Source organism: Flavihumibacter sp. UBA7668 (assembly GCF_002483205.1).
GTDB lineage: Bacteria > Bacteroidota > Bacteroidia > Chitinophagales > Chitinophagaceae > Flavihumibacter.
In genome coordinates this window covers 123035-139404 of the sequence record NZ_DLHM01000007.1, presented here as the reverse complement: position 1 = coordinate 139404, position 16370 = coordinate 123035, and the positions used below count along the sequence as shown (strand labels likewise).

Here is a 16370-nt window from a genome sequence, read left to right as displayed (position 1 = left end):
TATGACAGAAGAGATTCTCTTACTGATTGGGGAGCGAATCCGTGCCAGAAGGCAGGAAAAGAATATTACCCTTGAGCAGTTAGCCAATAAAGCAGGTGTTACAAAAGGATTGATTTCCCAGATTGAAAACAACCGGACCGTACCATCCCTGCCGGTTTTATTAAGTATTGTCCATTGCCTGGACGAAAACATGAAAGGCTTTTTTGAAGGGCTTCAGGCAAAGATGGTGGACCAGAAATATTTTGTGATCCGGAAAGGGGAGGCAAAAGAAGTCAGCCGGGAGCCGGTAAAGGGGTTCTCCTATAAACGAATTTTTTCCCGGGCAGTTAATAGTTCTGCTTTTGATATGGAACTGCTGGAAATGAAACCTGGAGCTGCCCGTCGCCAAATGGTAAGCACGGAAGCCTATGAACTGAAATTCCTGATTCAGGGGCAAATTGAATACCAGGTGGATAAAGAAAAATTTGAAATGCAGGAAGGGGATTCGCTTGCCTTTGATGGACGGCATCCACACCGGGTTAAGAATATAGGAAAAACTAATGCACTTCTCCTTGTAATTTACCTCTTTTAAAGTCTTGTTCAGCATATACGGTTTTCTCTTATTTAGTTTTTGTACAATGTGAATTTTTTGTTAAGTTTAGTTAACCTAAACCGCCGTTTATTTAGCCTAAACCTTTACATTTTAGTAAAATGGTAATAACATAGGCTTCATATTGGGCGAATAGTTTTGGGTCCTCAAAAAATTTAACTACTTGTTTATGAGAAAACCATTTCTTCATCGAGCCTTGGGCCTGATGGGGCTTCTTATGCTCCTGATCTCGCCCCTTTTCCTTCTCGCACAGGATCAAATCAGTGGGAGAGTTTTTTCCAAAAAGGATAATACTCCGCTCAGCAGCATTTCCGTTCTGGTCAAGGGCAGTACCAAAGGTGTTGCAACGGATGTAGACGGACGATTTCGTATTGCCGCCAAACAGGGTGATGTGCTGGTGATCAGCGGAGTTGGTATCACCACACAGGAGGTGACCGTCAGTGGCACCGGAGAAATTATCATCAATGCCGTAACCAACAGCAATTCTCTTAATGAAGTTGTGGTAACCGCACTGGGTATTCGTAGAGAGAAAAAGAAACTCGGATATGCCATTCAGGAAGTAAAAGGAGAAGACCTGACTGTGGCCCGGGAAAGTAATATTGTTAACCAACTCGCAGGTAAAGTTGCAGGAGTTACAGTGGTGGGAAGCAACTCAGGAATTGGTGGATCAGCAAGAGTTACTATAAGAGGTGAGCGATCGCTTAATTTAAATGCAAATCAACCTTTGTATGTTATTGACGGGGTTCCGGTAAGCAATGCCATTTCAGGCGGTTCCGGCAGAGGCAACCTGGAAGTGGATTTCGGAAACGGAGCATCTTTTCTTAATCCCGATGATATAGAATCCATGTCCGTTTTAAAAGGACCCGCTGCATCAGCATTGTATGGATCAAGGGCCAACAATGGTGTAATCCTTATTAAAACAAAATCAGGTCGTGCACAGAAAGGGATTGGTATTGAGGTCAATAGCAATATAACCGCTGAATCCGCACTCAAATTACCAGAATATCAGAAAGTATATGGACAGGGAAATGGAAATGGCGGAGACTTCGCGTTTGTTAATGGCGGAGGAGCCGGACTAACAGATGGTACGGATGAGGGTTGGGGACCTGCTTTCCGCGGACAATCCTATCCGCAATATAATTCTCCAAGAACATTAAACGGACAGCCAACTGAATTTTTGGGAGGTGATCTGAACGCACCGGCCGGATCGGTAATTACACCAACTGCCTGGTTGCCTGATAACGATAATCTTAAAGACTTTCTTCAAACCGGTCGGGCTATTACCAACAACGTCGCAATGGTGGGCGGAAATAAAAACGGAGATTTCCGTCTGAGTTATACCAATCTCGATCAAACCGGCATTGTGCCAAATACAGACCTTCGTCGAAATACAATTTCTCTCACAGGAGGATACAACTTTAACGATAAACTCAGCGCAAGGGCTTTTGTTAGTTATATTAAGAGTGAAAGCGATAACCGTCCTTCTATCAGTTATGGAACAGAAAGTCTGATGTATCTGTTCAATTGCTGGTTGCCGGCTTCTGTTCGGGTGGAAGATATGAAGCGACTTTATATGCGTGGAGCGGATGGCTTACGTCAATTCAGTTGGAACTATAACTACCACGATAACCCATACCTGACAGTAATGGAAAATACCAATGGTCAATACTATGATCGGATTATTGGAAACGTTAGCTTGAAATATGAGTTTACGAACTGGTTGAATTTACAGGTTCGTTCAGCCACTGACTGGAGTCAGGAAAGAAGGGAGTATAAACGTGCATTCAGTACGCAACGCTTTCCATTTGGACAATATCGTCTGGTAAATATTACCAATGAAGAACGTAACACCGACTTCCTCCTTACTGCCAATAAAAAATATGGTGATTTTGCTTTTACAGGAACTTTTGGAGGCAACCAGATGAAACAATCTTCCAGAATCCTGGAGAATGTTGCCGGACAATTAAATATCCCTGGTATTTACAGATTAACGAATAGCAGAATCCCCCTGGTGTCGGATGATTATTTTGGAGAAAAAAGAATTAATAGCCTTTATGGATCCTTATCGGTTGGATATAAAGATTGGCTTTTTCTGGATCTTACCAATCGGAACGATTGGAGTACCAGCTTAACCCTTCCTGAATTATTAAAGGAATTTGGTACGGAGGACAATGCCTATAATTATTATTCCATTGCATTAAGTGCTGTAATTAGTGAAACTGCCAAGTTGCCGGAATTTATCAGTTTCTTAAAACTCAGAGGAAGCTTTGCGCAGGTGGGTAATGATACAGATCCCTTACGATTTACTCAATCCTACAATCCAAGTACACCCTTTGGTTCATCGCAGATTTATGGTGAAACCAGTGCCCTGGCTAACCTGAGTTTGAAGCCTGAAATCAGTTCAGCACTTGAGTTTGGAGCTGATATGCGTTTCTTTAATAACCGGGTAGGATTGGATTTGACCTATTATCACAGCAGAACCATTAACCAGATTCTTAGTATTCCGCTTTCCAATACAAGTGGATTTGAGTCCAGAGCTATTAATGCAGGGTTAATTAAAAACTGGGGCTTTGAAGCAATGTTGAACCTGGTTCCGGTGAGAAATGAAAAACTTACCTGGGAAGTGGATGTAAACTGGTCTGCCAACAGAAGCAAAGTAGAAGAGTTAAGTGATGGATTAACCACCTATGTTCAGGCAAGTCGCGGTGTAAGCGTGGAAGCCCGTGTGGGAGAAAGAATGGGTAATTTATATGGAATCGGATTTGCCCGCGTTCAAAGCAAAGATCCGGACGCTCCCTATTATGATGCATCCGGTCAATACGCAGGACAAATGGTGTTTGGGACAAACGGTCGTCCTTTACGTACAACCGACAGAATTTTTATGGGTAATTATAACCCCGACTGGTTAATGGGATTCAGAAACAGCTTTACGTATAAAAATTTCAGATTGGGTTTCCTGTTTGATATCCGCAGCGGCGGGGAATTGTATTCTTTGACTCAGGTGGTTGGTCGTGAAGGTGGAATTATTACAGAAACACTGGAAGGACGTGCAGACGGGTATGATTTATCCAAACCTGGAAACGGAGTAATTGGTGAAGGTGTGGTTCAAAATACAGATGGAAGTTTTTCTCCAAATACTACCAAGGTTACTGCTCGTGAATGGCATACTGCCTGGACTGGCGGACGTAACATCGCAGAAGGTGTAATGTATGATGCCAGCTTTATCAAATTGCGTGAGCTTCAGCTAGGGTTTAATATACCTGACAAAGTTTGGGGTAAACTTCCTTTCCGTAATGCTTCCGTGACACTGGTAGGTCGTAACCTTTTCCTTTGGGATAATGTACCGCATGTGGATCCCGAAACCATGAGTTACAGCGGCGGAACAGCGCTTCCCGGAATTGAGTATATGAGTATTCCTTCTACCCGCAGCTATGGGATCAACCTGAGCTTTAAATTATAATTATCTAATCCATTAACTCTACTATATGAAGTTGTTAAATACAGTCATGCCCTTGCTTTTTGCCGGGATACTCATGACGGGATGTACGAAAGATTTTGAAGAAGCCAATACAAGTGGAAATGTGCCGATCGATGTTACTCCGGATCTTTTGTTGGGTGGTGTAATTCGTAACACCATGAACCAACAGGTAAATGAGGCATGGGGAATTGGTAATATTGTTGTTCAATACCACGCAAAAATTCAGTTTGTAAATGAAGATCGTTACTTGTGGAATGAGCAAAATGGTATCTGGAATATGACCTACGGAAACTATCGAAACCTCCAGGCAATATTTGCCAAAGTTGGTTCCGATAATACCAATGCATACAATGCTGTTGCCTTAATCCTCAAATCCTGGATCTTTGCGCAGGCAACGGAAGCCTATGGCGATATTCCGTATTCTGAAGCTGGAAAAGCTAAAACAGATGCCATTTATACGCCTAAATATGATACGCAGGAATCTATTTACAATGGGATACTCGCGGATCTGAAAACTGCTAATGAAATTCTGGCAGTTAGTACAACCAGTATTGCCGGCGATATCATGTATGGCGGCGGTCCTTCATCTTTGGCTAAATGGAGAAAACTCGCCAATTCTTTACGCTTGAGATACCTGCTCAGAATTTCAGCTAAAAAAGATGTGAAAGCTGAAATGCAGTCAATCATTGGGGACCCCGCCAACAATCCAATTTTTACTGGAAATGCCGACAACGCTGTACTTAAGTACGAAGCACAGGCCCCCAATCAATGGCCATTATATGGCGCCCGTGTGGGTTCATTTGATGAGTTCCGTGTAAGTAAAACACTCGATGACAGGCTAACTGCATTGGCTGATCCGCGGTTAAACATTTTCGGCCGCCCTTCTCAGGCATCCGTTGGAGCTGGTACCCCAAGAATTGAAGGCATTCCCAACGGCTTGGGTGATGTGGATGCGCTTAACTACAATGGCGGTCCGCAAGGCGTTAGCCGTGTTGGTTACACGTTTGCCTGTCTGGTTTGTAATGACAATGGTCAGGCCGTTCCGGTTCCCAACGCACCACAGGCCTTGCTCATGACTTACGCTGAATTACAATTTCTCCTGGCTGAAGCTCGTGAGAAAGATCTCATTAGCACCGGTACTGCAGAAACCTATTACCTGAATGGTATCAATGCCAATTTCGACTATTGGAGATCAGTAGTTCCTTCTCAATATGGTATCGATTTAACCATGCCGGCGAATTACCTGACGCAGACAGGTGTTGCATATACTGGCACCTCTTCAGAAAAACTGGGAAAAATCGCCCTGCAAAAATGGGTATCCCTTTATTTCAACGGACTGGAAGGATGGTTCGAATGGCGCCGCACAAGAATGCCGGAAGTTATCCCCGGTCCGGCTAACCTGAACGATAACAAAGTGCCCATCCGTTATATCTATCCTCAATCTGAACAATCGCTGAACGCTACCAACCGGAACGAAGCGGTTGCAAGACAGGGAGAGGATACACAGAATACCGCTACCTGGATCAATAAATAACCAGAAACAACCAACCCCTCAAGGCGATTCCTTCACCGGGTCGCCTTGCTTTTTTATTTCAATTCTGCGTTTTTTGGTTGCTCAATTGCGTTAATTACCGTTCAGGTTTTTATTATTCAGATTAAATTTGGTGTTATGAATGCTCCCCAAACATTAACCAACGAAATTTTTTCTCTGTACGAACAATTTGGTGCAGAAGAATATGCCGGTGAAAAAGTATCCCAATTGGAACATATGGTACAGGCCGCCCAGCTTGCCATGGAAGAAGGCTACGACGATGAAGTGGTACTGGCTGCCTTTCTGCATGATGTGGGCCATCTGCTGCCCGTGCATGATGTTTCTGAAACCATGGACGGTTACGGCGTAATGGATCATGAAAAAGTGGGAGCGGATTGGCTACTTCGTTTAGGCATGGGGGAGAGAATGTGTAAACTCATCGCTTCCCATGTTAATGCAAAACGGTACCTGACCTGGAAATACCCCTCTTATTACGAACAACTTTCTGAAGCCAGTAAAAAAACACTGGAATACCAGGGTGGGAGAATGGAAGAAGAAGAGGCCAAAGCCTTTGAATCAGATCCCCTTTTTGATTTGTATATCCGGATGCGGACCTGGGATGAAGCTGCCAAAATTGAAGGTAAACCTCTGCCGGACATGAATACCCTGAAGGAAAAACTGACCAATTATATCATCGCCAGAAACCAGGCTAATTAAACAGTTTTTGAATTGTTGATTCTGCCAGTGATGCACTTGCCGTCATGCCCTTTCCGCCAATGGCTGTGATGATTTGTACATTGGTATCAGCCTGATGATGAAAGATATCTTTCTCTTTACATTGTGCATAAAATCCATTCCACTGCCGGGCAATATTCCAGTGGGGGAATCGGAACATCCGCTGTGCTTCCTGCAGAATAATATCTTCAATTACCTGTTTGTATTCATACCCTAATGCATCGGTACTGTTGACATCGGCATATTCATGTGAATCGCCAATAATTATACTGCCGTCCTGCGCCTGCTTGAATAAAACATGAATACCCCATTTTTTAAATACCGTATCTATCTCTCCTGCCTGTAAAGGCTCATATGAAGGACATTCGCGAAAACTTTCATAACGGCGGATACTGAGTCCGCCCAATACCGCACCATTCAAAACATACTCCTGCATCGGCGTTGTTTGCAGCATTTGTAATTTCGAAACTTCAATAGCACTTTTGGCAAAGAGATGCGGATACAATAATTTAAACTCCCGGCCTGAACAGAGGATAACATGCGTGCTGCTGTATTTTTCGAGTCCACTTGTTTCTACCCAACAACGGTCAGTTTTATACTCAATACTTTTAACCAGCGTATTGGGTTTATAGGAGAGCTTATATTGTTCGCGCAGGTAGGCAATTAAGTGATGAATCATGCGTCTGGGTTCCACGGTTAATTCTCCCGGAAAGAATAATCCGCCCTGGCAATAGGAGGCTCGCAAACCAGGATACTTTACCAGACAATCCTCTTTCGATAACATCTCACAGGGATATCCCTCCTGCTCATTTAGCGTTGCGAGCTCTTCTGTTAGAATGCATTCCGTTTGGTTGGACGCCAGATAAACGGAGCCGTAGGATCGCACAGTGATATCAAATTCTGCCTGAATGGATTTATAAATCTCCATGCTTCTCCGTCCGTGTTCTTTCCATTTACCCTGACTCATACCGGATGGAATCACCATGCCAAAATTCCGAACCGTTGCATCGGAGGGTTTTTCGTCCTTTTCCAACAGCAATACCTTCCAGCCTCTTTTGGCTGCATGGTAAGCATGGAAGGTTCCCAGCGCACCGGCACCTATCACGATCAGATCATACTGTGTTGCTTGCATAATTATAGTGTAAGTACAGGTTGTGATTTGTATTTTTTGCCAAAATAATACCAGCTATAAGCTACCAGTATTGCTCCACTGATTCCAAAAAACCAACTAATCCGGATAAAATAGGGCAGCCAGTTGGTGTCTGCACTAAATAATTCTTTGTGTAAAATGAGGAAACAACTACCCAGGTATCCCACTGAATCCATCAGGTAAAAAAAGAAACCAATATTGCCTCTGATTTTAAATGCTGCAATAAAGCGTTCCAGAAAAAGACATTGGAGTGCATTGTAACTTAAATACAATCCGATCGTAAAACTAACCAGCCAGAAAATGGGAGAACCCAGTTGATACATTATGCCAAAAGCACAAAGCAAAATAGTTATAAAACCCAGGCCAATTACCAGATGCTGGCGATATAAACTTTTAAAATGGTTATGGATACCGGTTAGGGTCAGTAATAAAAAAAACACGGCAATGGAGGCAATGGTTTCCATTTGCGCAAAAATGCCGGGGGGCGCACCTGGATCCAGTACCTGCAACATTTCAACTGCATAATTATCTTTGATATCTCGTAATATAGTTAGCAACAAATTGATCAGTATTACGGCTATCAGTCCCGGTCGGAACAAATTGAATAATTCACGTCGCTGCTCTTTGTTTAGTTGGGTCCGCTCTCCCCGTTCCAATTTTTCTTCCACCCCGGGTGCGGGTATTTTTTTCAACAGGTAAACGGCCAGAAATAATAAGGGTAAAAACAGGCATCCCGTAACAAAAGGCATATACAATTCATCTACCTTCCAGGATTCTATACTGATTCGACCAACTGTTTTCACAACGCCTGAACTGAAAATAAAATTGATGCTTAATATAAGGGCGATTAAATCCGTGTATTTTCTGCCTTCAATAAAACTGAAAACCAATCCCCATATTAAACCCAAACACATGCCATTCAGAAATAAAAAGAAAACATTATAAGGCAGTGGAATCAATCCCATCAATAACAAACAAAAATGCGCTCCGCCTATCAGGCTCAATATATAAAATCCCCGTTTGGCCGGATTGATTTCTGAAATAAATCGAATGCCGATAAATTTAGAAGTCATATAGCCCAGCACCTGAGCAATTACGATGGCTGATTTAAAGCTGATCCCGAAAGCCGTCAGTCCTTCAAATGTGCCGGCACTGATCGATTTCCGAAAGCCATACATGCAGAAATAAGTGGTAAAGGCGGCGAATGAAGCCAATACGATACCAGCCAGCTGTCCCTGGTTTCCTGCCTGTTTCGGAAAAAGCCGATTTGTCATACTGCCATCAATTTACACAAAGCAGCTGGAAGCAAGGGTAAGTGAACGGCATTACTTTATTGTTAAGCTACCATCCTATGATATCTTTCAGATTCCTGCCGGCGGGCTTTTCACAGGACCCAATTTTGGGATAGACATAAAGGAGCAGTCGGCGGCCATTGCTAAGAGTAAAAGCATCGATCTCGCTACCCTGGGTCAATTGTATGATTCTAAAGTTGTTTCCATATAAAAAATATTCATAATTCATCTGGTGCCCATTTTAGCGCTCTTTAGCTGGCCATTTGGTGGCCCGCAGCATATAGAATACGGTAAACATGTAATTTCTGCACTTTATTTCCTCTCCTTCCTGATGCTGGCAATGGTTGTATATGCAAAAATTCTGGACTGGATGGGTTCATTAACCGTAGTGCTGGGCTTTATCATCTCCACTTTGTTGTACCGATGGGTTATTAGTTGGCTAACCCTGCATTCCATCTGAGTTTCAGCATAGTTTCCACACCCTGTGAAAAACATTCAGTCCCATCTTAGTACACAGGGCCTACTTTCGTGTCCAGTTCTTTCCAGTACATTTTCGGTGCAGTAAAAGCCAGCTTTTGCTGCTTAATAGGGAACCGCGTGTAAATCGCGGGCTGACGGGCAACTGTAATTCGCCTCGGGCGAAAAGCCAGATACCTGCCGTAAACTGTATTGTTTGGACCTTCCCGCGTAAGGTACCAGCATTGGCAACACGCATCGGGAATGCTTTTTAAAGCAGGCCCTGGATGTATCAGCCCTTGCACCGCGGAAAACTGATACGTCTATCTAAATATACTACCATGCAAAACGAAGTGTTGCTGAAGGAAAACAAGGATCGGTTTGTGATCCTGCCGATAAAATACCCCCAGATCTGGGAAATGTATAAAAAGCACGAAGCCAGCTTTTGGACAGCAGAGGAGATTGATCTGAGTGCTGACCTGGCCGACTGGTCTAACTTAAACGACGGAGAGCGTCACTTTATTTCTCATGTACTGGCTTTTTTCGCCGCCAGTGATGGTATCGTAAATGAAAACCTGGCAGTCAACTTCATGAGTGAAGTGCAATTGCCGGAAGCCCGTTGCTTTTATGGGTTCCAGATAATGATGGAAAATATCCATTCCGAAACCTATGCCCTGCTGATTGATACCTATGTGAAAGATCCGGCTGAAAAAGACCGCCTCTTTCATGCCATCGATACGGTTCCTGCAGTTACCAAGAAAGCTGAATGGGCCCTTCGCTGGATTGAAAGCGGAAACTTTGCCGAGCGCCTGGTAGCTTTCGCTGCAGTGGAAGGTATTTTCTTCAGTGGTAGTTTCTGCTCCATATTCTGGTTGAAAAAACGCGGACTTATGCCCGGACTCACCTTCAGCAATGAACTGATCAGTCGCGATGAAGGCCTGCACTGCGAATTTGCCTGTCTTTTGTACAGCATGCTTTCTGAGAAACTAAGCCAGGAAGAAGTCTATGCCATTATCGGAGATGCGGTTAAAATTGAGAAGGAATTTATTACCGATGCCCTGCCGGTTGACCTTATTGGGATGAATTCGCGCCTGATGCAGCAGTACATTGAATTTGTTGCAGACCGCTGGCTGGCAGAACTGGGCTATCCTAAAATGTTCAATACGGCCAATCCCTTTGATTTTATGGAGATGATTTCCCTGCAGGGTAAAACCAATTTCTTTGAAAAAAGAGTGGGCGATTACCAGAAATCGGGTGTAATGGGCGGATCAGCCGGACAAACCTTCTCCCTGGATGAAGATTTTTAAAATTGATTAAAGCGTTTAACCATGTTTGTTATAAAAAGAAATGGCCGGAAAGAATCGGTAAAGTTTGATAAAATCACTGCCAGAATTCAAAAACTCTCCTATGGACTGAGTTCGCTGGTGGATGTGCACGATATCGCGAAAAAAACGATTGAAGGAATTTATGATGGTGTTAGTACCACCGAGCTGGATAGTCTGGCTGCTGAAACGGCTGCTTCGCTTACCACCCGCCACCCGGATTACGCCCTGCTTGCTTCCCGGATTGCGGTGAGTAACCTTCACAAAAACACGAAGAAATCCTTCAGTGACACCATGCGTGCACTGTATAACTATAAAGATGCAGCAACCGGAAAAATTCTGCCATTGATTGCTGATGATGTAATGGCTGTAATTGACGAAAATGCTGAGTTGCTGGATAGTACCATAATTTATGATCGCGATTTCGGATTCGATTATTTCGGATTCAAAACCCTGGAGAAATCCTATCTGTTGCGCATCAATGGTAAGATTGCCGAGCGTCCGCAGCATTTATATATGCGGGTGGCAATCGGGATTCATAAGGGCGATATGGAGCAGGTGATTAAAACCTATCACCTGATGAGCGAGCGCTGGTTTACACATGCAACGCCTACCTTGTTTAATGCCGGTACACCAAAGCCACAATTATCAAGCTGCTTCCTACTGACCATGAAAGATGACAGTATCGACGGCATCTATGATACCTTAAAACAAACAGCTAAAATTTCACAGAGTGCCGGTGGAATTGGCCTGGCTATTCATAATATTCGTGCTACCGGTAGTTATATTGGCGGTACCAACGGAACCAGCAATGGAATTATTCCCATGTTACGGGTCTTCAACGATACTGCCCGTTATGTAGATCAGGGTGGAGGAAAAAGAAAAGGAGCATTCGCTATCTATCTGGAACCCTGGCATGCAGATGTATTCGGTTTTCTGGATCTTCGGAAAAACCATGGTAAGGAAGAACTAAGAGCCCGCGATTTGTTTTATGCCTTATGGATTCCGGATCTTTTCATGAAAAGAGTGGAAGACAACGGCGACTGGACCCTGTTCTGTCCAAATGAAGCTCCTGGTTTGCAGGATTGTTTTGGAGATGAATTTGTGGCTCTGTATGAACGCTATGAGAAAGAGGGCCGGGGTCGTAAAACAATCAAGGCGCAGGAGCTTTGGTTTGCGGTATTGGATGCACAAATTGAAACTGGAACCCCTTATCTGTTGTATAAGGATGCAGCGAATGGCAAATCCAATCAGCAAAACCTGGGTACCATTAAGAGTTCCAACCTGTGTACGGAGATCATGGAATATACCGATGCCAATGAGGTAGCGGTATGTAACCTGGCTTCCCTTGCATTACCAAGATTTGTAAACGAAGGCAAATTTGATTTCGAGAAATTATATGAAGTTACCTATCAGGTGACCCTCAACCTGAATAAGGTAATCGATGTTAACTATTATCCGGTTGAAGAAGCGGAGCGTTCCAACCTTCGTCATCGTCCCATTGGATTGGGTGTACAGGGTTTGGCGGATGTATTCATCCTCCTGCGTTTACCCTTTGAATCTGAGCTGGCAGGCATCCTTAACCGGAATATTTTCGAGACCATTTATTTCGCTGCCATGACGGCAAGTAAGGACCTGGCAAAATCCCAGGGTGCCTATGAAACCTTTGCAGGATCGCCCTTATCGAAAGGTAAATTCCAGTTCGACTTATGGAAGGTAGAACCGTCTGGCAGACACGACTGGGAGACACTGAGAAATGAAGTAATGGAATTTGGTGTGCGCAATTCTTTGCTGGTTGCTCCCATGCCAACCGCTTCCACGTCTCAAATCCTCGGAAACAATGAGTGTTTTGAGCCCTATACCTCTAATATTTACAGTCGCCGGGTATTGAGTGGTGAGTTTGTAATTGTAAATAAACACCTGTTAAAGGATCTGGTAGCACTTGGTTTGTGGGATAATGAGATGAAGAACCGGATCATTGCAGCTAATGGATCCATTCAGCAGATTACCAGCATTCCGGAAGAGATCCGCGAGCTGTATAAAACGGTTTGGGAAATCAAACAACGAACCCTGATTGATATGGCGGCAGATCGCGGGGCTTATATCTGCCAGAGTCAGAGCCTGAATTTATTTGTAAGCAATCCAACTGCGTCCAAACTGACTTCCATGCATTTTTATGGCTGGAAAAAAGGCTTAAAAACCGGTATGTATTACCTGCGTACGCAGGCTGCCGCACAGGCGGTTCAGTTTACTGTAGAGAAGCAGGGTGGCGAAAATATGACACCGGTGGTAGAACAGACAGTTATTGAGGAGGGTGCGGTGTGCACGATGCAGGATGGCTGCATCAGTTGCGGCTCATAAGTTGATTAGTACCGGACACTCGAAAAACCAACCCAACAAAGCAACGGCCCGACTAGTTCGGGCCGTTTTTTATGGCTCCATCCCTGTGGTTTCCTGGTCTTACTTATCGTTTATTTACCATTCATATACCATTCATCTACCGTTTTAGAACGATCCGTGAATGGAAGATCAATGGAGGATCAATGGAGAATGAATGGTAAATTGGAGATTAGTACTACTATGATACCGAAAACCTCAGACATCTGTAATCGAAAATCCGGTTAGCCCGGCTGCAACCATTTTATCCCTTATTTGTTCAGAAACAAAAAAAGTTAGCCCTCTGTTTTCGATAAATCGCAGATAAAAAAAATCAAGCACAGATGGTTTTAATTCGATTTTTCTAAAAACTATCTTTTTGGGTTCGGGCAAATACTTCAGTTTTTCACTCTCGTCAATCAATGCTTCTATTGTAGGGAGGTACACTCGTTCATCGGTTGTTCCGAAAGGGATATCCTGAAGGATTAACTCAGATTTATTAACGTCTACTATATCCCATGCGGGTTCATAGGGGTGGATAATATGATAAACATATTCGTCACTCTTTGTAATCAGCCTGGTTGCAAAGCTTTGTATTCCAACTGTATTTCCGGAAAATAAAATATCAGATGTTTGAGCACTAACTAATTGATTTAATGCCATACCGTGGAAACTTGCAGATATCAAATCTTTTTTTTTGCACGAGCATTTAATTTAAGTGTTGGAACTACCACATCAGTTGGTGCTTTTTTGTGAATAAATCTGTCAATGAACATGGGATCTTCCGTATCCACGGAGAGTTCACCTTCGCTTACTTGTGGAAATGTGCCAATCTCTTTTTTCTGAATGGAGTAGCCAAGTTTAAAATAGTTCATAGTTAGAAAATGAGTTCGTTAATATGGGTAGTTTTTTCTTGATTAATTTTAGCCTTAATTCTATTTATCAGATTTCTTAAATAAACTGATGCTTGGTCTGCGAACGCAATTCAGCTGGACCTGTTATAAATAGTTATTATTGATTGATAACGAGGACGAAAAGGTGCATTTATTGCACTGAAGCTGTAGGCGACAAATGGACTTCTGGACAAATGCAGAAAGAAGTTATTCGTATATTAAAACTGTTAAATGCAATAAGAAGGATTTTACGGAATGAGTACCCCTATTTCGCAATTTCAATCTTAACCCGCTGTCCTTTAATTTTTTGTTTTTCAATCAGGGGCAGGGTGCGGCTCATTTTGGATTTTCTGATTGCTACAAATGAAAAATAATCTTTCACTTCAATCAGGCCGATATCTTCTTTTTTTAGTTCGCCCTGCTGGGCAAGGAATCCAACAATATCAATTTTATTGATTTTATTCTTTTTGCCGCCGGCAATATGAAGGGTCACCCATTGTGGTTTTTCCGGAACTTCCACAGTAGTTGGCAGCTCCATCCATTCGGTAGCAGGGTCAATATAGTCGGGGATGGATTCACCCGGACCCATCAGTAAAATAGCAGTTCCGCTGGCTTCCATCCGTGCGGTACGACCATTCCGGTGAATAAAGGATTCTTCACTTAAGGGTAAATGGTAGTGGATGATGTAGCGAATATTGGGTATATCCAATCCGCGTGAAGCCAGATCTGTTGTTACCAATATATTGGAAGTACCGTTTCTGAATTTGCATAAAGCGGCATCCCGTTCAGGCTGTTCCAGGGCACCATGGTAAAATACGTTCATCAGCCCCTTGTCTTTCAGGTATTCACTGGTACGTTGCACGGCATCGCGGTGATTAAGAAAAACAATCGTAGATCGATTACCCAAAGCGCAAATCAGGCGGAACAGCGATTCCAGTTTATCTGCCTCCTGCGCTTTGACCAGTTTCAACGCAAGCGCTTCAGAAGGCTCCCCCGTCAGAAAGTTGAGGGTATGCGGTTTGGCCATCTTTAAAAAACGGGGCAATTCCATGGCTTCTGTTGCAGAAACCAGGATGCGTTTTTTTAATGCCGGAATGCTGCCTACCACAAAAGACATTTCTTCCTCAAAACCAAACTCCACCGATTTATCAAATTCATCCAGCACGAGGGTATGAATGGTGGCCGTATTGATATTTTCTCTTCTTATATGATCACCCAAACGACCCGGGGTGCCAACAATGATGGTGGGTGCTTCCAGCAGGTTATTCTCTTCGATTTCGCGCTTATGTCCGCCATAACAGGCTGTTATTTTCAGTCCGGTTCCCATTTTTTTGGTCACATCCTCTATCTGAAGGGCCAGCTCCCGGGAAGGGGCAATAATCAGCACCTGGGTTCCTTTGGCCTGCGGATCGATCTGGTTCAGGATGGGCAGCAGGAAGGCAAGGGTTTTACCGGAACCCGTAGCGGACAAGAGGATAATATTTTCATGCTCCTGATTGGCTGCTATGGAGGCTTCCTGCATAGCATTGAGCGATTTGATCTTAAGGGCAGCAAGAATATTTTCAAGCGAATAAAAAGGTGTAGACATGTCGCAAAGCTACTTTAGTTTGTTGGAAGGGGGTAAATTGCCCCAAACTAAGCAGTAAAATCAGGATGAAAGCGGCGACAGTACACGAAATCAAAGAGGCTTTGCAAAACCTTCCCCCGGGTAAACTCCTGGAAACAACCCTCCGGCTGGCTAAATTCAAGAAGGAAAACAAGGAACTGCTTAGTTATCTGTTATTTGAATCGGATGATACCAGCCGGTATGTAGGAGAGTTAAAAAATGAGATGGATACCGAATTTGCCGGCATGAATGTATCGCATGTCTATTTTGCGAAAAAGACCCTGCGTAAAATTCTTCGGAACATTAATAAACAGGCAAGGTACATGACGGATAAGGCGGCTGAAGTGGAACTCTTATTGCATTACCTGCGCCTTTTAAAGGATTCCGGCCTGCCAGTTTCCAAAACTCCGGTTTTGATGAATCTATACCTTGGCCAGTTGAAAAAAGCCAAAAAACTGATTGAATCCCTGCACGAAGATCTTCAATATGAATACCAGCGCCTTTGGAATAAACTGGCGGCCTGATGCGGCAGGTTCTTTATTTTTACTGCATGAAGGACTTTAAAAAATACTACACTATTCCGGTTGAACCTGAACAACTATACAATGCACTAATCAATCCGGCTACTATTGAATTATGGACAGGCGAAAAAGCAATTATGTCGGAAGAGCCGGGTTCTGAATTCTCTTTATGGGATGATAGTATTGTAGGCAAAAACCTTGAATTTGAGAAAGGTAAAAAGATTGTGCAGGAATGGTATTTTGGCGATGAGCAGGAAGCAGCTTCCATTGTAACCATTAAATTCCATGAACATAAACAGGGTACATCACTGGAAGTGCGCCAAAGCAATATTCCCGATGAAGCTTTTGAAGAAATTGCAGAGGGATGGGATGATGTATATGTCGGTTCATTGCTGGAGTTTTATTCAGGAGAGTAAGCAGC

At 43.4% G+C, this 16370-nt stretch carries 15 protein-coding genes and 1 riboswitch; of the genes, 10 read left to right on the top strand and 5 right to left on the bottom strand.

Going from position 1 to position 16370, the window contains the following annotated elements; all coding sequences use genetic code 11:
- The first annotated feature begins 1 nt into the window (after position 1).
- From B2746_RS18360 to B2746_RS18345, 4 genes are all read left to right on the top strand, one after another.
- Positions 2–571 carry a helix-turn-helix domain-containing protein gene (locus tag B2746_RS18360; RefSeq protein ID WP_290797125.1) on the top strand — a complete coding sequence of 190 codons (570 nt, stop codon included), beginning with the start codon at positions 2–4 and terminating at the stop codon, positions 569–571.
- Between the two features lie 187 nt (positions 572–758).
- Complete coding sequence (locus B2746_RS18355; protein ID WP_290797122.1) at positions 759–4049, top strand: SusC/RagA family TonB-linked outer membrane protein; 3291 nt, start codon at positions 759–761, stop codon at positions 4047–4049.
- A gap of 25 nt (positions 4050–4074) precedes the next feature.
- Positions 4075–5601 (top strand): SusD/RagB family nutrient-binding outer membrane lipoprotein, encoded by a 1527-nt coding sequence (locus tag B2746_RS18350; RefSeq protein ID WP_290797119.1) that lies wholly within the window; start codon positions 4075–4077, stop codon positions 5599–5601.
- A 135-nt stretch (positions 5602–5736) separates the two neighbouring features.
- Complete coding sequence (locus tag B2746_RS18345) at positions 5737–6315, top strand: phosphonate degradation HD-domain oxygenase (RefSeq protein ID WP_290797116.1); 579 nt, start codon at positions 5737–5739, stop codon at positions 6313–6315.
- On the opposite strand, the gene B2746_RS18340 is transcribed toward B2746_RS18345, so the two are convergent.
- Together B2746_RS18340 and B2746_RS18335 are read right to left on the bottom strand one after the other, a co-directional pair.
- Positions 6308–7465, bottom strand: coding sequence for a TIGR03364 family FAD-dependent oxidoreductase (locus B2746_RS18340; RefSeq protein ID WP_290797113.1), 1158 nt, complete (start codon positions 7463–7465; stop codon positions 6308–6310). The two genes, B2746_RS18345 and B2746_RS18340, sit on opposite strands and share 8 nt — an antisense overlap.
- 2 nt (positions 7466–7467) lie before the next feature.
- Positions 7468–8757, bottom strand: a complete 1290-nt coding sequence (locus B2746_RS18335) for a DUF5690 family protein (protein WP_290797111.1) — start codon at positions 8755–8757, stop codon at positions 7468–7470.
- A gap of 250 nt (positions 8758–9007) precedes the next feature.
- On the opposite strand from B2746_RS18335, the gene B2746_RS18330 reads away from it, so the two are divergent.
- From B2746_RS18330 to B2746_RS18315, 4 genes are all read left to right on the top strand, one after another.
- On the top strand, positions 9008–9235 hold the full coding sequence (locus B2746_RS18330) for a hypothetical protein (protein WP_290797108.1): 228 nt from the start codon (positions 9008–9010) through the stop codon (positions 9233–9235).
- A 78-nt stretch (positions 9236–9313) separates the two neighbouring features.
- Positions 9314–9451, top strand: a riboswitch (cobalamin riboswitch).
- A 121-nt stretch (positions 9452–9572) separates the two neighbouring features.
- Complete coding sequence (locus B2746_RS18325; RefSeq protein ID WP_290797105.1) at positions 9573–10538, top strand: ribonucleoside-diphosphate reductase small subunit; 966 nt, start codon at positions 9573–9575, stop codon at positions 10536–10538.
- Positions 10539–10559: 21 nt separating this feature from the next.
- Positions 10560–12914: a ribonucleoside-diphosphate reductase subunit alpha gene (locus B2746_RS18320; protein WP_290797100.1), complete on the top strand. Its 2355-nt coding sequence runs from the start codon at positions 10560–10562 to the stop codon at positions 12912–12914.
- 71 nt (positions 12915–12985) lie between these two features.
- A complete protein-coding gene (locus B2746_RS18315; protein ID WP_290797097.1) occupies positions 12986–13114 on the top strand; it encodes a hypothetical protein in 129 nt (42 codons plus the stop codon).
- A 34-nt stretch (positions 13115–13148) separates the two neighbouring features.
- Here the strand turns inward: B2746_RS18315 and B2746_RS18310 are convergent, their stop codons facing one another.
- From B2746_RS18310 to B2746_RS18300, 3 genes are all read right to left on the bottom strand, one after another.
- Complete coding sequence (locus B2746_RS18310; RefSeq protein ID WP_290797094.1) at positions 13149–13592, bottom strand: hypothetical protein; 444 nt, start codon at positions 13590–13592, stop codon at positions 13149–13151.
- Between the two features lie 20 nt (positions 13593–13612).
- Positions 13613–13804, bottom strand: coding sequence for a hypothetical protein (locus B2746_RS18305; protein ID WP_290797088.1), 192 nt, complete (start codon positions 13802–13804; stop codon positions 13613–13615).
- A gap of 283 nt (positions 13805–14087) precedes the next feature.
- Positions 14088–15410 (bottom strand): DEAD/DEAH box helicase, encoded by a 1323-nt coding sequence (locus tag B2746_RS18300; protein WP_290797085.1) that lies wholly within the window; start codon positions 15408–15410, stop codon positions 14088–14090.
- A 65-nt stretch (positions 15411–15475) separates the two neighbouring features.
- Here B2746_RS18300 and B2746_RS18295 point away from each other — a divergent pair, with 65 nt between their 5' ends.
- Complete coding sequence (locus B2746_RS18295; RefSeq protein ID WP_290797081.1) at positions 15476–15952, top strand: hypothetical protein; 477 nt, start codon at positions 15476–15478, stop codon at positions 15950–15952.
- 26 nt (positions 15953–15978) lie between these two features.
- Entirely contained in the window at positions 15979–16365 is a 387-nt protein-coding gene (locus B2746_RS18290; RefSeq protein ID WP_290797078.1) for an SRPBCC domain-containing protein, read from the top strand.
- Positions 16366–16370 lie beyond the last annotated feature (5 nt).